Below are 19,750 nucleotides of genomic sequence, written 5' to 3' on the forward strand. Positions count from 1 at the left end.
CGAAAAAACCACTGTAAATCAATCTGTAAAGCTTATTTAAAGTGACTTGTAAAACTTGCAAAACTATTTTTCCCACTCGTTAGCTTTAGCTCGATTGGTCATCACTGCACGCCCTCTTAACATAATTGTAACCAATCGATTTGTATTCGATTGGCATTCTATTCGCGCAGTTATCAGGAGAGCTTAATGTTTAAATCACACCCACGCGGGCTATCAACCTTATTTTTCATCGAAATGTGGGAACGATTTAGCTTCTACGGCATGCGAGGATTACTGCTGTTGTTTATGGTCGCCAGCGCTGAGCAAGGTGGCTTTGGCATGAGCACTGAAGATAGCGCTGCCATTTACGGTTTATATACCGCGTTGGTTTATCTATTAGCCTTGCCTGGCGGTTGGATTGCTGACCGACTAATCGGCCAGCAAAAAGCGGTATTTTACGGTGGCGTATTTATCGCCTTGGGTCATTTTTCGATGGCCATTGCAGGCCAAATTGGCTTTTTTACTGGGCTGGGTTTAATCATTATCGGCACTGGATTATTAAAACCCAATGTCAGCGCCATCGTTGGCCAGTTGTATCATAACGACACCTCAAAACGCGAGGCTGGCTTTTCAATTTTTTACATGGGCATAAACTTAGGGGCTTTTTTAGGTCCGCTAGTGTGTGGCATGTTGGGTGAAAATATCGATTGGCACCTAGGTTTTGGTGCTGCTGGCATTGGTATGGTTTGCGGGCTTATTCAATATAGATTAAAGATGGGTGAACTTGGCGAAGCCGGAACGTTTAAGCTTATCAATCAACAACAGCTAGACAAAGATAGAAGCCTGTTTGTTAAAATATCGCTCACCATCATAAGCTTGATTCTAGGTATTATCGTCGCCGCCAGCACTGGCATGATTAACCTCAGTTTAAGTGCCGTTGCCAGTGTCACGGGCGTGATTATTGTCGCGTTGGCGATTGGCTTTTTTGTTTATGCGTTAGTGTTTGGCAAATTAACAACCGCACAGAAAAAAAACATCGGCCTTATCTTTTTACTATTTATTGGCTACGCCATTTTTAATTCTGGGTTTGAGCAAGCGGGCTCTTCAATGAACCTGTTCGCCAAGCAATATACCGACCTCTCAATACTCAATTGGCAAATGCCAGCTAGCTGGCTGCAGTCGGTCAACGCCCTGTTTATTATTATCATGGCACCGATCATGGGTGGACTTTGGCTGTGGTTAGGCCATAGAAATCCGTCGGTATTAGTTAAGTTTAGTTTGGGTTTACTGTTACTCGGTTCAGGTTTTTTCGTACTTGCATGGGGTGCAAGCTTTAGCGATGCTAGCTCAACAGGAGTCAGCCCTATGTGGTTAGTGGTGACCTACTATCTGCATACTATTGGTGAACTGTGTTTAAGCCCTATTGGCTTGAGCGCGGTGTCGCAATTATCACCTAAACATTTAGTCAGCCAGATGATGGGGATTTGGTTTATGGGCGCATCGCTGGGTAACTTAATTGCAGGGCTAGCAGCAGGGCAAATTGGCACTTTACCGATGCAAGAATTGTTTACTATTGTGGCGAGCGTTTCAGTGATTACAGGAGTGATTTATTTGCTAATTTCGCCCTTGGAGAGGTATGTGAAAGTAAAGGTGAAAGCCAAAGAACTTGTGGGATAACTTGTGGGATAAGTGGGGTCATATACTCTGCCCCCCAGTAGCCCACTTATTCTTAGAAAAAATTGTCAACAGACACCGCTTTGCGCTGAGTGTCATTGGCCAGAAAATCTTTGATAACAGCAATATGGCCTTGCCCAGCAATCACCAAAACTCGCTTGCCCGGGCTGGCCGCTAGTTGAATGTTGGCATACATGCGAAAGTTTCTGTGCCACCAACTTGCCGAAGCATCTGCGCCAACAAAGTTATCCCCAGCACCCACTTCATTGCTGAGTAAGTAAATGGATTGATTCAGCCGATATTGTTGTTCTGAATTCATCGCACGCAACACGCCAGCCAGGCTCAATGTCTGATGCATTTCGTTACTTTGGGCAGTAACCTCCGCAATCAAGGTATCAAAAGCCGCTTGAATGGCCGGTGCCTTTGTTGGCATTTGTTCAAACAGCTGCTCGGCATTCCAATGTATTTCCTGCTCGTCGAAGCAGCGCACGGCGCTACCGCCTGCGGCTTTAGCTACCCTGAATCCGAGTTGATAACTCTCATTCACTGGCAGTGTAAACTCGCCTTTTAAATACTGTTGATACTGCTCATTTAGTTTGCCCTGAGAGCCTACAGCACACTCCAGCAAAACATCTGTCGGGGCAAAATCCTTCGCCATTTTTTGGCTAAAGGCTTGTAAATACAGCTGACTGTCGGCAGAGGTAACATCCAGCACTGATGTTTTTACCGTGTCTAAACCGGGGTTAGTAAAGTGGAAAGTGCCTAGCAACATAATTTGCGCCGGCTCTTCAGCATGAACAGTTTGAGCCCCAATAAACAGCGCGGTTGCCAGACAGACTAAAGCAGATAATTTTTTCATCGAAATAACCTTATGAGTTTTTTGAAATTAAACATCAATAAGCGAAAACTATGCCAAATAGTAAGTGATTGTTTCGTATGTTATTACAAGGATGTGGTGCGAGTTTCTGCTTTATAGTTCGAGAGGTATGAGTAGAATAGACCATTTTTTAGTGTGTCACGCTAAGATAAGTGGGGATCCCTCAGACTCTACCCCACTTATCCTGTTATACCTGTTAGGGTTGGCAGTTAAAGCGGCTGATAAGCATAGACAATACCAAGCTAATTCAATCAAGCACCGTAATGTTTTATCAAATCAATTTATAGGATTAAGCGCTTACAAAGATAAGTTTTTGAGGCTGCTGAAGTCTCACTGGCGAGCAGGAATTAAGACGCTACAATCGTTAATCAAGGATCCACAAGCATGCTATTAAATTCGTGGGGCTCCCTCAGACTCTGACCCACATAGACCCCACTTATTATTAAGGTAAATTAATTTCTCGGTTTAAGGATGAAGTTATCTTTTTCCTCTTCAAAAGTGTCTTTTACATAGCCTTGGTATGAAAGAGGGTATCTATCATTACCAGTTGTAAGGATTACTTGGTAATCAACATCTAATTTGTTGTATTCTTTAAGTTTTTCTTCTAGTAACTCTATGTTTTTAATTAATTTTTCTTTATCGATTCCCGAGTCTTCGGGAGTATCCATAATTAAAAATCTAGGGTATTTGATACTAGTGTTAGCCAAACTATATGAGAGCATTGTGAAGTAGTACATCATTCTAATCGTTACTGCACTACTCTTTTCGCGATATATACCACCATCGACAAGAGGCATGTAATCGCTATCCATACTCATCGTTTCACAAGATAATGAAGATTCATCGACCAATGACTTAAGGATTGTTCCAAACTCTTTTATTGTCGCTTTATTGGCAGTGTTAAAAATATATTCTTGATGGTTCAACTCCTTATTAGCTTCATCTCGAGCTTCCTTCTTGAGCTCTTTGTCGGTATCTAGCTTTTCAAACTCTTTATAGGTTAGATACTCACGTTGCTTCAAGTACAGATCATCATTTAACTGATTTAAGCGCAAGTTCAACTCTGTTAATGAAACTAAGTTTCCTTCATGTGTTGAGATACAAACTAATCGCGAAAGCTTAGTCTCAATAGTTTCAATTTCAGATGAAACTTGGTTTATGTTCATGGTATTTTCATGTACATCTTTGCTAACTGCTATTATGGCATCTTCTATCGTAGCTAGTTTCTTGTTCTTTTGATCGTATATGTGAAGATAATCACTAGAGCTATAAACAAATTTCGTTGTGTTTTCTTCATCTTTCTCATGCCCGCACAAGCACAGCTTTTGCCTTTCTTCGTCTATTTCTTTTGAACAAAAAGGACAAGTGGTGGTAGAGAATATACTCAGCTTATCATGTGTGAATATGATTTTATTTATTTGCTTAATTTCACACTCTAAGTCTTCTTTGAAATTATTAATTCGAGATATTTCGACTACGAGTCTATCTTTGTCTATTTTATATTCATTTAATTCAATACTTTTTTGGAAATATCTTTCCTTTAAATTATCAATAATTTCAAGGTTGTTTCCAAATTCTGTTTTAGAGCAAGCGGCCAATTCTCTTTCATTTTCAATGTTTTCAATAGTAAATATTAGTTCTTCTATCTCTTTATTTGCTTCTTCTAGATCGTACTCGAAATCAGGCGACACATTATTCAGTTTGCAAAACTCACTGAGCTCAGTGTTTAATTGCTCATATTCAAGTTTGGCCTTTCTATATGCACTATAACTCTGGTTGTACTTTTCAGACGTTTTACCTAACAATGTTTCAAATATTGCTTTTCTTATCACATCTGAGTCAGATATGAAATTGTCAGCATCAGGTGCCTTAAAAACTTTAATCGGCGACGTTTCTTGATCATAATACATGAGTCTATAAAGGTCTTTGAACCCAATGAGCCAATTATGACGGCCTAAAGTCAAGTCAAATACTTCTATACCCAATTTAGACAATAGCCAATCAGAAAAAATCTCTGTATCACCTTTTCGGTACAATTTCTTGCTGAAAATATCTTTCCCATCATTTATGAATATTTCATTTGTATTTATAAATCGTTTAAATTCATAACTGATGCCATTTATAGAAACGTCAAGAAAAACAAAGTTGTCTTTATCATTAACAATGAGAGAATACTCTCTTATCTTTTTCTTTTTTTTGATGTAATGTTAGAATCTTTATTTTTTTTAAAATGTTCAACATTACCACCGAGGCCATAATCGATAAAGAATGAAAAAGTTGACTTGCCAGATCCATTATCACCAACGATGATATTTATTCCATTTTTTAGTTTTGGAGACTCATAATAATATTCATTTCCAAAATAGGAAACTCGATTTATTTTCAAACTTCCCATACTTTTACTCCGTGTAGTGAAAACTGTTTATCTAAAAATGTGGATAATTTTGAAGTTCTAAGTCTGTTATCTATCTTTTTAATTGTTTCCAACTCCTCTAACTCATGTGCAAACATCGATTCATCGAAAAATAACTTACTTAAAGTTCTGTCTACGATCCAAATATCAGCTGTTTTTCTTTTCTCATTTAACTTAACGTTGACAATTCCTTTCTTTTCTAAAGATTGAATTATCACATCTAAAGTCTTTATTGATATTTGAGATTCATAATAAATTTTATTCCAGTCATTTTTGTTTTTCCAAAAAACTATATTCGAAATGAAAGCAATCTTTCTGTAGTCTACGAATAAAGATTTTTCACTGGTACATAAAAATTTTTCTAGTGTTAGTAGAACCATGTAACAAAGAAAATTAAAGTCATTGTTTTGAACAAACATCATTCGTTTTTTTGCACTAATTTTCTTCATATAGACCCTCTTCATCGAATGCTAAGTAACAATCATCTATCAAGGACAAAATTGCATTTTTAATGGATTCTCTATTTTTTATAGGGTAAGTATAATCCATAGTCAGTTCTTTTATTATTTTGGTAGCTTCATCAGAAAACTCATCGAGTATATCTTCAATTTGATCTACCGTAAGTTTAGGTTCAAGGCCATGTTCTATTTTGGTTAGAAGCAACTTCTGACAAGCCTCAAATATTCTATATTTTAGAGCATTCACTCTTTGCTTTGGAAATTGATCTAGCTCAATATTTGAATTAACTGCGCTACGACTATACAGCTGAATTCTTGCCTTTCTTATTTCTTGGCAAACACTTTTTAACTTGTCAGATAACGATCTAGGGTCATAATTATTTATCAATTCATACGATTCATTTGCAGAAGTATCGTATTCAGGTTTTGAGTCTAATATTTCTTTATCAATAATCTTGACGCCTAAATCTCTGATAAGAGATGAGTATTTCCTAGTAGATAAAGCCGTTATTTCTTTTGTTTTTTCGCCTTGTGCTATTTCTGTAGTAATCACTCCATATGCGTACCCGTTAACCATAAAAGGAGAACCAGACATCCCTTCATAGGAATCCCATTCTTTCTCAACTGACAGATCAATATCGTAATTATTTCTTACCTCAGTAAGCACATCGTAAGAAGACGTAATAGTATTACTACCTATTGGTAGAATATTTAAACCATCGCTTCCTTTTGCACTAATAAAACCTCGTGTATACCATTTAACACCTTCAGGGAATTTTTCAGAAATTGCTAATTTTACATAGTTTGAATCTACTATATTCTTTGATACATCTAATACCGCTATATCGATAGCTTTTAAGTCTTCAGTTATTAGTTTATTAACAATTCCTGTTACTTTCCCATGCTTTTCGTTAAATAAAGTAATCTCTTCTCCTTGTTCTGAGTCTTCGACTACATGAAAAGCAGTCATCATTAAGCTCTCACTAATTAAGAATGCAGTTCCTTTTCCGTTGCACTCTACTTGGAATATTACATCTTTATGATAGTCAGTCATTATTAGTCAAACTTCCACTTTATTTGAAAAGCTAACATCGAAGTTATATTTTTCATTGAGTTGATGGTTATTAAGTGCATCTGCAACATGATGGTTATAGTTGAAGTATAAAGTCTTATGATTTTCCTTTACCATAATTTTTGATATCACTTCGATGTTTGGATGGTTATGTTTAGCTGCATTAGTTGAGATAAAAAATTTATTACTATTGATTAGATTCACTAACTCAGTGCTAAAGTTATTGTTACTACCATGATGTGGGATTTTTATTGCTTCAAAATAGCATTCTTTATCTTGATAAATATTTTTTAGAGATTGTATTATTATATCTTCATGAGAATCACCTAAAAACAAAATATTCTTGCCTTCAAATTCTAGTATAAAAGCTATTGTAGAACCGTTTGTAGGGCTCGAATCTATTTCACTTTGTGTTGCATCAACCTTAGCTAAAATATCAATATCTAATTTTCCAAAAGATGAGATGTTTTTTCTATATTGATTGCTGTTAGAGTTGCTCATCATAAAAAATTCAAAAGCATCATCAAATATATTGTCATCAGTTATTGAAAACTTATACTTCTTTTTTCTAAGTTCTTTGAGCCAAAACGTTGCCAGTTTATTTAGTTTATCTTTACTAGGAGAAAGCAAGTGTATTTTAAAGTGGTTGAAATCATGGATTGTTTTTTGGTCTATACATATAGCGTTTGATTGACTACTTTCATTCCAATTGTATTTGTAGTCTAAAAGCAAGGCTGCGAGTGATGATCCTTGTTTTGCACTTATTTTTTCTCGACCTTTAGTTGTTACAGGTCTATTTTGAGCGATCATCTTGTCTAAAATTATTTTCTCAGCACTCGGTAAATTTGCCTTTTTATCGAATTGTAAGTGTCGAAAAGAGTTATGCCAAACTTCTCCAACTTCAATGATACTCTGCTCAGTCCCATTTTCTTTGATGAATTCTATCGCACCCTGAATGTGATCTTGATCGATATGAGTGATGATTAGTAAGTCTATCTTCTGACCTTTCGATTTCAACTTAACCAGATCTGGTTTCATTTCACTCTTGTACGTATCAGCCAGACCCATATCTATAATTATGTTCTTGTTACCTTTATCAGATTCAAGCGAGACTAAGAAAGCATCTCCTTCCTGAGCTGGATACATCTTTATCTTTATCATAAAAGTGCTTAATCAATTTTAAAAATTGACTCAATTTCCCAATTTTTTATTGGAAATGCAGCAACAAAGATCAAAGTGGGGAGGGCGTTAAGCGGTGAGCTGTGGCTTTGTGTAAACAATAGCGCGGTGGCTATGGTTTCATCCCTGATTTTGGTTTCATCACTTGTGTCGCTTTTACTGCATTAGAGCCTGCATTCCTTGTGTATTCAGACAGTAACCGATTTTGTTTACTGCTATCAATCAATATTTACTGTTTATGTGATAATAAGTACAAAAATGTCATTGTAGAATAATGACTTGTATTAATTTGTATCCTAATTGATGGTAGTAAATGAATGGCTGAATGTGTTGTGTTAATCGGTTGGTTTTATCTGCTGGGTAAGTTGGCGTGTGTTGTGGCAGAATAAAGCCCGTTAGTGCCTGTTATTTTACTGCCTGTCTTTTAAATGCCTGCTTACTTAATGCTCGGGAACTCGTGGAGCCTATGAATAAAGAATACCAGATACGAATAGATCGGGTGCTTCAGTATATTGAGGCTAATTTGACCGACAGCATTTCGCTAACGGAAGTGGCGAAAGTGAGCTATTTTTCCCCTTATCATTTCCATCGTATTTTTTCTGCCATTATGGGCGAGACTGTAAATGATTACATTGGTCGGCGTAAGCTTGAAAGAGCTGCCAATATGTTGATTTTTAATACGGAATTGTCAATCACTCAGGTGGCGTTAGACTGTGGTTTTTCATCCAGTGCTAATTTTTCTAAGGCGGTAAAACTTTATTTTGGGTTTAGTCCGTCTGAAATTAGAAACCCAGACAAAGTAAAAGATAGCAAGATTGGAAAAATATACCGCAAGTATGGAAAAGTGTTTTGCCCCGCAGATTTGTATCCTAGTCGCATTACCAATGAGGTGATGAATAACGCCAATGTGAAGGATATAAATATGAAAGTGGAAGTAAAAGACTTTGTTAGCCAACGGGTGTGTATGTTGAGTTCGGCGCGAGGTTATCAACCTGAGTCGATTTTTGCCACTTGGGACAAGCTTATAGAGTGGGCTGCTAACAATGGCATTAAACACGATGAGCAACAACGCTTTGCGTTTGCCTATGACAACCCAACAGTGACGCCAGTAGATAAGTGCCGTTACGATGCTGCGATAGTGATTGCTGATAGCTTAGACGTTAATTCACCGTTTACGACAACTGAAATTCCCGAAGGCAAGTATGCGGTGGTGTATTTTAAAGGCGCACCTGAAGAGGCTATTCAAGCTCAGCTGAGTTTGTATTCTGATTGGTTGCCAAATAGCGGCTTTGAGCCTGATAATTTTCCGATGTTAGAGCATTATCTGAATGACGCCAGAGTGGATGGTTATGTTGAGATGGAAATTAGAGTTAAAGTTAAGGTTATGTCGTTTAAGCAGTAGTGGCAAAGTGGCGCTAAGGCTAACGTTGTTAAACACAATAACATGAACATTGATGATTATTGCTGTTTGTATATTTGAAATACTGCTGCAAAGGGCAAAGGGCAAAGGGCAAAGGGCAAAGGGCAAAGATCAAAGGGGAAAGGTGTTACCGCTACGATTTTACCTATACGTGAAACATAAAAAGGCCTGCTTATTTTAAGCAGGCCTTTTGGGTTTAGCTTTCGCTGTCGGCGATGTCCACTTCAAAAACATCACTTAAGCTAGTCACTATTGTTGTAATGCACTATTACAAAATCAGTCTATAAAATCAGTCTACTACAGCAGTTTATAAAAGCGGTCTTAGAACTGGTTCATTGTGTTGTCTTTACCAGACGCTTTAAGTGCTTGGTCACCAGAGAAGTACTCTTTATGTGCATCACCCATATCTGAACCAGCCATGTTTTGATGTTTAACACAGGCGATACCTTGACGGATTTCCTTACGTTGAACATTGGCAACATAACCCAACATGCCTTGGTCACCGAAGTATTCTTTAGCCAAGTTGTCGGTAGACAGTGCTGCTGTATGGTAAGTCGGTAGTGTAATAAGGTGATGGAAAATACCTGCTTCACGTGCCGAGTCAGATTGGAAAGTACGAATTTTTTCATCAGCTTGGATAGCAAGCTCAGTGGTATCGTAATCAACACTCATTAATTGAGCGCGGTCGTAAGCTGATACGTCTTGTCCTGCTTTTTGCATCGCATCAAATACTTGCTGACGGAAGTTAAGCGTCCAGTTAAACGATGGCGAGTTGTTATACACAAGCTTAGCATTAGGAATAACTTTACGGATTTCGTTAACCATGCCACCGATTTGAGATACATGCGGCTTTTCAGTTTCAATCCACAATAAATCAGCGCCATTTTGCAATGAAGTAATACAGTCAAGTACACAACGTTCTTCACCCGTACCAGCACGGAACTTAAATAAGCCATTTGGTAGACGAGCCGGTTTCACCAGTTTGCCACCTTGCTTGAATACCACGTCACCATTTTCAAGTTTTGCAGCATCAACCGCTTCAACTTCAAGGAAGCTATTGTATAAATCGCCTAAGTCGCCAGCTTCTTTGGTTACAGCAATTTTTTGCGTTAAACCTGCACCTAATGAATCGGTACGCGCAACAATCACGCCGTCATCGATACCAAGTTCTAAAAATGCATAACGAACCGCGTTAATTTTTGCTAAAAACTCAACATGTGGCACGGTGACTTTACCATCTTGGTGGCCACACTGTTTTACATCTGACACTTGGTTTTCTAATTGAATACAACAAGCACCCGCTTCAATCATCTGTTTTGCCATCAAGTAAGTGGCTTCTTCGTTACCAAAGCCAGCATCAATGTCAGCAATAATAGGTACAACATGGGTTTCGAAGTTTTCAATTTTGTGTTGAATCGCAGCTTTATCTGACTCTTTAGCATTATCTAATTCGCGGAAAAGACCACCTAGTTCACGGGCATCAGCTTGACGTAGGAAGGTGTATAGCTCTTTAATCAAGGCAGCAACAGAGGTCTTTTCATGCATAGATTGGTCAGGTAATGGACCAAACTCACTGCGTAGTGCAGCGACCATCCAACCTGAAAGGTATAGGTAACGACGCTTAGTGGTTAAAAGGTGTTTTTTAATCGAGATCATTTTTTGTTGGGCGATAAAACCATGCCAGCAACCTAATGACTGGGTGTACTGCGATGAGTCCTTATCGTAGTTGTCCATGTCTTCACGCATGATCTTGGCAGTGTACTTTGCGATGTCTAACCCAGTCTTAAAGCGATTTTGTAGACGCATACGAGCGACTGACTCTGGGTTGATGGCATTCCATGCACTACCTTCCGAATTAATCAAGGTGGCAGCTTCATCGATATTATTTTTGTAGTGAGTCATGTGTTTATTCCTTAACAAATAGATTAGCGGCAATTGATTACGTTGATAATCATAGTTAGATTTGGTTAAATAAGCCTAATTTATACTTACTATTTTCGGTATTCACCATATGAATGTGTCTCGTATCGACTTGAACCTCCTTGTTTATTTAGATGTTTTACTACGTGAAAGAAACGTGACTAAAGCGGCAGACCAGCTTGGGATCAGCCAGCCTGCAATGAGTAACGGCCTAAAACGCTTACGAAACTTGTTTGATGATCCGTTACTTATTCGCACGAGTCAGGGTATGACGCCGACCGAACGTGCAAATGAATTACAACCCATCATCAGTGAGTTGATTATTGGGCTGGAAAAAGCCGTACAACCACGCGCCAAATTTGATCCACTGGAAAGTGATAAAGTCTTCCGTGTTATGGCAAGTGATTATGCTGAAGCGACGTTAATTCCGCCGCTAATAGCCAAGCTTCGTACTCAAGCACCCAACATCATTTTAGATATCATGACCCCAAGTGATGTTAGTTTCCCTGATGTAGAACAAGGAAGAGTCGATATGGTGATAAACCGTTTTGACAGTATTCCGCAATCATTTCATCAAAAAGTATTGTGGAGCGATGATTTTAGCTGTTTGATTAGTAAGAATAATCCTGTTTTAAAGAGGTTTTCTTTAGACAGTTATTTAAAGGCTAAGCATGTGTGGGTGAGTAAAACAGGGATGGGCGTTGGGGTAGGGATGAACCCTGATGATGTTCAGCGTTTAGGCTGGGTAGATGAAGCATTAACGCGAATTGGGGTTAAACGCCAGATCACCGTTTTTACTCGCCATTATCAAGCCGCTTGTTTGTTAGCTGAGCAACAGGATTTGATCGCAACCATACCAAGTAAGATGGCACGTCATCACAACAATAATGATCGGGTGAGTATTGTTCCGCCGCCTTTTATTATCCAACCCATTGCATTGACTATGGCTTGGAGCCCTTTGCTTCAGCATAATCCAGCCCATCAGTGGATGCGTCAACTAATCACTAAAACCGCAGAAGAGATAAATAGAGGCGATGTTTAATATTATTGATATTGTGATTTTTAGTTACGTATATGTTGTAAATTAACCAAAAAACCCCATTTTGCCATATCTTTGGTGAATAGTGGTGATAATGAGTATAAATTGGATAAATAAGATAACTTTGATATAGAGTAAAGAATTACTGCGTATGAACAGTAAGCTGTTAATAGTGGCATCAGTTTGGGCTAATGATTTATGGCCAATGATTTAAGGCTAATGATTTGGGACTATGATTTAGCGCGATGATTTAAGGCTAGGTTTACGGTCAACGCACAGAAATTAAGGTAGGGATATAAAATGACAGCACGTATTCAAGTAGGTGGATTACAAATAGCGCAAGCATTGTGGCAACTGGTCGACAGTGATATTTGCCCGGGTACTGGCATTGATTCAGCAACCTTCTGGGCTAAATTTGAGGATATTATTAACGAGTTTTCGCCCGTTAATGTGAAGCTGTTAGAAAAAAGACAACAACTACAACAGCAAATTGATCGATGGCATATTGAAAACCCCACCAAAGATTTTGACCCTGCAGCATATAAAGCTTTTTTATCTGAAATAGGTTACCTGGTGCCTGAGGGTGAGGCTTTTCAAGTTCGCACTGAAAATGTAGACCATGAAATAGCAGCGCAAGCTGGGCCACAGCTTGTAGTGCCAGTTAAAAATGCGCGCTTTGCGCTTAACGCAGCCAATGCACGTTGGGGTAGCCTGTATGATGCGCTATATGGTACTGACGCGATATCTGAAGAAGGTGGCGCGGAGCTTACTAAACAATACAACCCGGTACGCGGCAGCAAAGTTATCGCTTTTGCCAAACAGCACTTAGATACCGCTTCGCCCTTAGCACAAGGCAGCCATGCCGATGTGACCCGTTATTACCTCGACGCGGGTGTGTTACGGGTGCAATTAACTGACGGCTCGACTACAACCTTAGCCCAGCCAGAAAAGTGTGTTGGTTACCAAGGTAGTGCTGATGCACCAAGTGCTATTTTGTTAGTTAATAATGGTTTGCATATCGAAATTCAAATTGACTCAAGCAGTGTTATTGGTGGCAGCGATCGCGCTGGCGTTAAAGACTTGCTGGTTGAAGCCGCTGTTACCACCATTATGGACTGTGAGGACTCTGTCGCCGCCGTTGATGCTGAAGACAAGGTTGAAATTTATCGCAATTGGTTAGGTTTGATGCAAGGTAATTTATCTGCTTCGCTGACTAAGAATGGTAAAGAGATCGTTAGAGAGCTCAATGATGATCGCGTCTATACCGCTGCTAATGCCAACCAGAATGCTGATCTAAAAACAGTCACTTTACCCGGTAGAAGTTTGCTATTTGTGCGCAATGTGGGTCACTTGATGACCATTGATGCTGTGCTGGATAAAAATGGCAACCAAGTGCCTGAGGGAATACTTGATGGCATGATCACTGTGCTTGCTGCTATGCATGACCTTAAAGGCAACAATAATGGTCGTAGTAATAGCCGCAAAGGTTCGGTGAATATTGTAAAACCTAAAATGCATGGCCCTGAAGAAGTGCAATTTACCTGTGACCTGTTTACTAAGATAGAAGATGCGCTCAAGCTTCCGCGTAATACTATTAAGGTCGGCATTATGGATGAAGAGCGCAGAACGACACTTAATTTGAAAGAGTGTATTAGGGCTGCGAAAGATCGCGTGGTGTTTATTAATACCGGCTTTCTTGACCGTACGGGTGATGAGCTGCATACCTCAATGCTAGCGGGCGCGTTTGTGCCTAAATCTGTGATGAAGCAGCAAAAGTGGATCAGTGCTTACGAAGATTGGAATGTCGATATTGGGCTTGAATGTGGCTTACAAGGTCGCGCTCAAATCGGTAAAGGCATGTGGCCAATGCCAGATGAAATGGCTGCTATGCTTGAGCAAAAAATGGCTCATCCTAAAGCGGGTGCAAACACCGCATGGGTGCCGTCGCCAAATGGTGCCGTGCTGCATTCTACTCATTATCACCAAATTAATGTGGCAGAGGTTCAGCAAAAAATTAAGCAACGCCCACGTGCTAGCATTGACAGTTTGTTGACTATTCCTTTACTTGCTGAAGGGGTAACACTTACCAATGAGCAAATTGCTTTTGAACTAGAAAATAATGCCCAAGGTATTTTAGGCTATGTTGTGCGCTGGATTGATCAAGGAGTGGGTTGCTCAAAAGTGCCTGATATTAATAATGTCGGCTTGATGGAAGACAGAGCAACCTTGCGCATTTCATCGCAATATTTAACCAACTGGCTTGAGCATGGAATATGCAGTGAAGAGCAAGTGATGGCGGCGTTGAAAAAAATGGCCGCTGTGGTTGATACGCAAAATGCAGGGGACCCGCTGTACACTAATATGGCGCCTAACTTTGACGGCATCGCCTTTAAAGCGGCATGTGATCTGATTTTTAAAGGTAAATCTCAGCCTTCTGGTTACACAGAGCCTTTACTACATGCTTATCGCATTCTAGCTAAAGCCGGTTAATCTTTACGGTTAATACTGGCTCTGAGTGTATGTAGTCACGCAATAAATAAGCCCTGATCTTACAAAGATTAGGGCTTTTTTGTGGTCGAATGTTTTTTAAGCTTCAAATTGGCAATAGTTATCAGTAATACCGTTTATCCGTTATGCACCATCACCTATCACTAGATTCAATAGCCCTTACTGATTAGAGTTTAAAGCGTTTTACCAAACCATCTAAAGCATTTGCCATTGACTTTAGTGCCTCGCTAGAGCCTTCAATACTGGCTGAAGCTTGGGCGCTGCTGTCACTGCTGTCACTAATATTAACCACATGTTGATTAATCTCGTTGATCACCGCTGACTGCTCTTCAGTGGCGGCGGCAATCTGAATATTTAACTCTGAAATGTGTATCACATTAGCGGCGATTTCTTCAAGAGCTTGATGAGTTCTTTGCGACGCTTGAACGCCTAGTTTGGCCTGCTCGCGGCCCTGATGTACCGATGATACCGCTGCCTTAGCGCCATTTTGTAATTCAGAGATCATCTTATGAATTTCATCGGTAGAATCGCTGGTACGTTTAGCAAGATTGCGTACTTCATCGGCAACCACGGCAAAACCTCGACCTTGTTCACCTGCGCGAGCTGCTTCAATAGCGGCGTTTAACGCCAGTAAATTAGTTTGTTCTGAAATCGCTCTAATCACATCTAACACGCTTGAAATCGCATCACTTTTTTCGGCTAAGATCACAATATTAGTCGACACACTTTCCATGTTTGTGGCCATGTCATTAATAGTTGAATTTGACTCTTCTACTACAATTTGCGCGCGCTGTGCTTTTTGAGTCGCTTCGGTGGTTGATTGTGCTGCAACAGAAGCATTGTTAGCGATTTCAGCAATAGTGCTGCCCATTTCGTTAATGGCTACCGACACTTGATGGGCTCCATTACGCTGAACCTCAGTGAGTTTTGTCGAGTGCAGCGCATCTTTATAGACTTGCTGCGATGCGCTGTTAACATCAAAGGTAGTCGTAGCAAGCTCTTGAATGACATTGTGTAACTTATTGATAAAAGCATTGAAGCCTTGTGCTAAACGGCGCATTTCTTCGTTGCCATTTTCATTAAGTCGTTGCGTTAAATCCCCTTCGCCTTCACCCAGTTCTTTAAAGGTATTTGCCAGTTGATTTATCGGACGCACTAAGCTGTTACCCAAATAAATACTAATAAGTGTAAATAATGCGGCAATTATCATAAAGGTGATGATGATGTTATTACGCGATTCATCTAGTCCTGCATAAAGCTCTTCTAACGGCACTTGGGCAACTATGTACCAGTCTAAACTTGCTATGTAGCTTGATGCAATAAGCTCTTGACCAACCATAGCTGAGGCGAAGTCACTTTTATTTACCAGTTGATTGCTATTAATAGAAGGATATAAATCGGCAATGGTTTGTTTAGTCTTGTAATCGATATTCGGGTGCACCTTGATAACACCATTACCATCGACAAGATAAACAAAGCCAGATTGTTCTATTTGAAAGCCGTTGAGGTAATCCACCATTTCATCAAATGACTTAGATACTCCAGCAATGCCGAAGCCATTGGGTTGTTGGTAGTTTATGTAAATATCAGTGGACCCTTTGCTATCTTTATAGATGCTGGTTGATTCTGTTTTACCACTGTCTTTAAAGTTAAAAAACCACTTATCATGATCTGGCTTGAGCACCCTTAAGAAACCATTTGTATTCCAATGCCTTTGCTGGTCGTAATCAGTAAATGAGGCATTGCTAAAACCATTATCACTTGCTGTTTGCTTCAAGTATTGGATGAGGTGTTTCTCACCTTCAACACTTGCGCCTTTATCGAGCCACATTTTGATCATGCTATTTGAAGCAATTGATTGAGTCATTACTCTCATTTGGTTAATTTCACCATCAATAGCGTTACGAATACGCTGCAATAAGTTAGGCATGTCTGATTGCTCTAACCTTGTGGACAGTACGTTTTTAGCACTAGTTTGTCCGACATAAGCCACTATGCTGGTTGATGCTATTACCGCCAGTAGCATGGCAGTGATTAATTTATTTCGAATGGATAATGTCGACAGAAAACTCATGAATATTGACTCCTACACACTGCAAACTGAAAGCGTGTTTGTGGTTTAGGTTGACCCAAATTTTAATTGTTTATTATATCGGCTTCATTGTTGCGATTATTAGTGATTATCGTATTGTTTTTTTAAATAAACAGTTATTTTTATGTAGTAAATACCCGGGTGGTTAAAATGTAGGTAATTGATTTGCTTGTGTTAATTTAGTGTTGTCATTGTGATTTTTTTTGTTGCCGAAGAGTTTCTTAGGTGTTGGTTTGGCGGGTCTGGTTTACGTTATAAGCCGTAAGCCTCTTGGTTCTTATTGAATCAGTTGTGGAGAGAGTTTCTAGTGCTAATTTTAGTGGGTGCTATGCAGAGTGATTGTATGACGAGTGATTAATGAAAAAGTGCTGCAACACAAAGGTTGTCAGCACTTTTTCAACAATGTGAAGCTTAACGGTCTAGGTTCATCACCTTAGTCCAGGCTGTCACAAAGTCATTGACAAACTTTTGCTTTGAGGTGTCAAATGCATACACTTCAGCAATTGAGCGAAGCTCTGAGTTAGACCCAAAGATTAAGTCTACTGAAGTAGCAGTCCAAATTTGCTCGCCTGTTTTACGATCAAAACCTTGGTATATTCCCTCATCTGCCGATGGCTTCCACACTGTTGACATGTCGAGCAAATTGACGAAAAAGTCATTATTTAGCAAGCCAGGTGTTTTGGTCAATACGCCATGTTTTTCGCCTTGATAGTTGGCATCTAATGCACGTAATCCACCAACCAGTACGGTCATTTCTGGCACAGATAGCGCAAGTTGATCTGCTTTATCTACTAACATTTCCACCGGTGACTTGTAGCTTTGCTCACTGTCAAAGTAGTTTCTAAAGCCATCAGATGTTAGCTCAAGTAAATTAAATGAGTTTACATCTGTCATGGCTTGTGTTGCATCACCACGACCTGGATTAAATGGCACTGTGACGGTATAACCTGCATCTTTAGCGGCTTTTTCAATTGCAGCTGAGCCAGCCAGTACAATTAAATCTGCTAATGAAACACTGCGTTTACTGAAGAAGCTGTTGTTAAAATCTTGTTGAATCGCTGTCAGTGTTTTAATCACTTTAGCGGTTTCAGCTGGGTTATTAACGGCCCAATCTTTTTGCGGTGCAAGTGCAATACGGGCACCATTTGCACCACCACGCATATCTGAATCACGGTAGCTTGCAGCAGAACCCCAGGCAACACGGACTAATTCTGCTACGGTTAAATCAGAGGCTAAAATTTTGCCTTTTAGCGTTTTTATACCCGACTCATCAAGATTAGATAATGTTTGATCATCAATTGGGTCTTGCCAGATTAAGGTTTCTTGTGGGACTTCTTTACCATAGAAATTACGTGCAGGTCCCATGTCGCGGTGAGTCAGTTTGTACCAGGCTTTAGCAAAGGCTAAGCGGTATTCTTCTGGATCTGCTAAGAAACGCTCTGCAATTTTACGGTATTCAGGATCATACTTCAGCGCTAGGTCTGCGGTTGTCATAACTGGAGCGTTAAATTTACCGGCAACATGGGCATCTGGCACTGATTTATGCAATGACTCATCAGTTGGTATCCACTGAATAGCACCTGCTGGGCTGCGAGTTTGCTGCCATTCAAAGTTAAGTAAGTTACTTAAATATAATGACGTCCATTGTGTTGGGGCTTGAGTCCAAGCACCTTCTAAACCACTGGTGACAGTGTCTTCTGAATGTCCCTTACCACATTTGTTTTTCCAACCTAGGCCTTGCTCTTCAATGCCTGCTGCAGCGGGTTCTGGGTCTAAACAATCTTTTGGCTTGTGTGCACCATGCATTTTACCAAAGGTGTGTCCGCCAGCAATCAGTGCCAGTGTTTCTTCATCGTTCATTGCCATACGTTCAAAAGCAACACGAATATTCTTAGCTGAACCGAGTGGATCGGGGACGCCTTTTGGGCCTTCTGGGTTGACGTAAATTAACCCCATGTGAGTCGCACCCAGTGGGCGTTGTAATTTGCCGTCTCGATCCTCACGATCGCTGGCGAGCATTTCTACCTCTGGTCCCCAATAAACCATGTCTGGTTCCCAATCGTCACTACGTCCACCAGCAAAACCGTAGGTTTTAAAGCCCATGTTTTCAAGCGACACATTACCGGCAAGCACGATTAAGTCTGACCATGATAGTGCTTCACCGTACTTCATTTTAATTGGCCAAAGTAATCGACGTGCTTTGTCTAAATTACCGTTATCTGGCCAGCTGTTTAATGGCTCAAAACGTTGTTGTCCACCACCTGCACCACCACGACCATCAAGGGTTCGGTAAGTACCTGCACTGTGCCACGTCATACGGATGAAGAAGGGGCCATAATTGCCAAAGTCAGCAGGCCACCAATCTTGAGATGTTGTCAGTAGCGCGTTAATGTCTAGTTTCAATTTATCAAGATCTAAACTGTTGAACGCTTTAGCATAGTCAAAGTCAGCCCCATAAGGGTTTGAGCGACTGTCATGGTCACGCAGTGCTGATAAATTAAGTTGTTTAGGCCACCAAAATTGATTGGTTTTTGCCTGGTTGGCAATAGCACTGCCTGTGCCTATTGCGCCTTGAGGCTTGGTCATTTCTGCTTTGCCGCCATCACTGGCTATAGCTGAGCCAGATATCAGCGCCATACTGACCAGCACTGTAATGACTTTTTTATTGAATATTTGTGGTTTCATGTTTATTCCCTTGAGTTGAATCATGTTCACTTTGTGTAAAATAATGAATCCCAAAGCAGTAAGCCTAAGTATTCAAGCGGATACGTTGTGTGCTTGTTGACCAAAATTAGGTTACTGCAATATGACTGAGAAATTACAGTATAAGGAAGTTCTTAAATTGTTGGGGCGAATAAAAACGATTGTTCTAATCTGAAAAAAAGATGATATAGGTCAACATAAGTCATGGCATCACGTTGGTAGTGCTTTGTAAAACGTGGGGATAGGGTTTAATCAGTGGCAATAAAGTCGCTTTTTAAAAACTGACTCACATCTAATTTGTTATTTGAAATGCACTCACAAAGATCAGCAGGGCTAGGGCTTTAAAGATGTGTGTTTAAGAGTAGTGTTAACGACAGTGAGGTAGCTAGGTTAGACCCTGATGGAGGTTACTTGGC

Annotated in this window: 13 protein-coding genes and 1 pseudogene; 5 read left to right on the plus strand and 9 right to left on the minus strand. The window is 39.9% G+C overall.

The genetic code is table 11. From position 1 onward, the window contains the following. Positions 1-186: 186 nt before the first annotated feature. Positions 187-1,656 (plus strand): peptide MFS transporter, encoded by a 1,470-nt coding sequence (locus tag ACRWQL_RS13535; RefSeq protein WP_434950494.1) that lies wholly within the window; start codon positions 187-189, stop codon positions 1,654-1,656. A 52-nt stretch (positions 1,657-1,708) separates the two neighbouring features. Here the strand turns inward: ACRWQL_RS13535 and ACRWQL_RS13540 are convergent, their stop codons facing one another. Beyond that, on the minus strand, positions 1,709-2,512 hold the full coding sequence (locus ACRWQL_RS13540; RefSeq protein WP_434950495.1) for a DUF5694 domain-containing protein: 804 nt from the start codon (positions 2,510-2,512) through the stop codon (positions 1,709-1,711). Positions 2,513-2,714: 202 nt separating this feature from the next. Between ACRWQL_RS13540 and ACRWQL_RS13545 the strand changes: the two are divergent. Continuing rightward, positions 2,715-2,924: pseudogene (locus ACRWQL_RS13545) on the plus strand (IS4 family transposase); the annotation flags it as partial. A gap of 58 nt (positions 2,925-2,982) precedes the next feature. On the opposite strand, the gene ACRWQL_RS13550 reads toward ACRWQL_RS13545, so the two are convergent. The 5 genes from ACRWQL_RS13550 to ACRWQL_RS13570 form a co-directional block, all read right to left on the minus strand. Next, positions 2,983-4,515, minus strand: a complete 1,533-nt coding sequence (locus ACRWQL_RS13550; RefSeq protein ID WP_434950497.1) for a hypothetical protein — start codon at positions 4,513-4,515, stop codon at positions 2,983-2,985. Positions 4,516-4,709: 194 nt separating this feature from the next. Beyond that, positions 4,710-4,925, minus strand: coding sequence for an AAA family ATPase (locus ACRWQL_RS13555; RefSeq protein ID WP_434950499.1), 216 nt, complete (start codon positions 4,923-4,925; stop codon positions 4,710-4,712). Next, a complete protein-coding gene (locus ACRWQL_RS13560; RefSeq protein WP_434950500.1) occupies positions 4,913-5,392 on the minus strand; it encodes a hypothetical protein in 480 nt (159 codons plus the stop codon). The genes ACRWQL_RS13555 and ACRWQL_RS13560 overlap by 13 nt, the downstream gene beginning before the upstream one ends. Next, entirely contained in the window at positions 5,379-6,455 is a 1,077-nt protein-coding gene (locus ACRWQL_RS13565; RefSeq protein ID WP_434950502.1) for a trypsin-like peptidase domain-containing protein, read from the minus strand. The genes ACRWQL_RS13560 and ACRWQL_RS13565 overlap by 14 nt, the downstream gene beginning before the upstream one ends. A 6-nt stretch (positions 6,456-6,461) precedes the next feature. Beyond that, positions 6,462-7,619, minus strand: a complete 1,158-nt coding sequence (locus ACRWQL_RS13570) for an MBL fold metallo-hydrolase (protein WP_434950504.1) — start codon at positions 7,617-7,619, stop codon at positions 6,462-6,464. Between the two features lie 499 nt (positions 7,620-8,118). Here ACRWQL_RS13570 and ACRWQL_RS13575 point away from each other — a divergent pair, with 499 nt between their 5' ends. After that, positions 8,119-9,054, plus strand: coding sequence for an AraC family transcriptional regulator (locus ACRWQL_RS13575; protein ID WP_434950505.1), 936 nt, complete (start codon positions 8,119-8,121; stop codon positions 9,052-9,054). 339 nt (positions 9,055-9,393) lie between these two features. Here ACRWQL_RS13575 and ACRWQL_RS13580 read toward each other — a convergent pair whose 3' ends face one another. After that, a complete protein-coding gene (locus ACRWQL_RS13580; protein ID WP_434950507.1) occupies positions 9,394-10,974 on the minus strand; it encodes an isocitrate lyase in 1,581 nt (526 codons plus the stop codon). A 109-nt stretch (positions 10,975-11,083) separates the two neighbouring features. Between ACRWQL_RS13580 and ACRWQL_RS13585 the strand changes: the two genes are divergently transcribed. Next, positions 11,084-12,034, plus strand: coding sequence for a LysR family transcriptional regulator (locus tag ACRWQL_RS13585; protein WP_434950508.1), 951 nt, complete (start codon positions 11,084-11,086; stop codon positions 12,032-12,034). 297 nt (positions 12,035-12,331) lie between these two features. Then, entirely contained in the window at positions 12,332-14,521 is a 2,190-nt protein-coding gene (locus tag ACRWQL_RS13590) for a malate synthase G (RefSeq protein WP_434950510.1), read from the plus strand. A 184-nt stretch (positions 14,522-14,705) separates the two neighbouring features. Here the strand turns inward: ACRWQL_RS13590 and ACRWQL_RS13595 are convergent, their stop codons facing one another. Both ACRWQL_RS13595 and katG read right to left on the minus strand, forming a co-directional pair. Beyond that, a complete protein-coding gene (locus ACRWQL_RS13595) occupies positions 14,706-16,613 on the minus strand; it encodes a methyl-accepting chemotaxis protein (protein ID WP_434950512.1) in 1,908 nt (635 codons plus the stop codon). A 429-nt stretch (positions 16,614-17,042) separates the two neighbouring features. Further along, positions 17,043-19,316 carry a catalase/peroxidase HPI gene (katG, locus tag ACRWQL_RS13600; RefSeq protein WP_434950514.1) on the minus strand — a complete coding sequence of 758 codons (2,274 nt, stop codon included), beginning with the start codon at positions 19,314-19,316 and terminating at the stop codon, positions 17,043-17,045. Positions 19,317-19,750: the final 434 nt, after the last annotated feature.

The organism is Shewanella sp. HL-SH4, assembly GCF_051164845.1.
GTDB classification, from domain to species: Bacteria; Pseudomonadota; Gammaproteobacteria; order Enterobacterales; family Shewanellaceae; genus Shewanella; species Shewanella glacialimarina.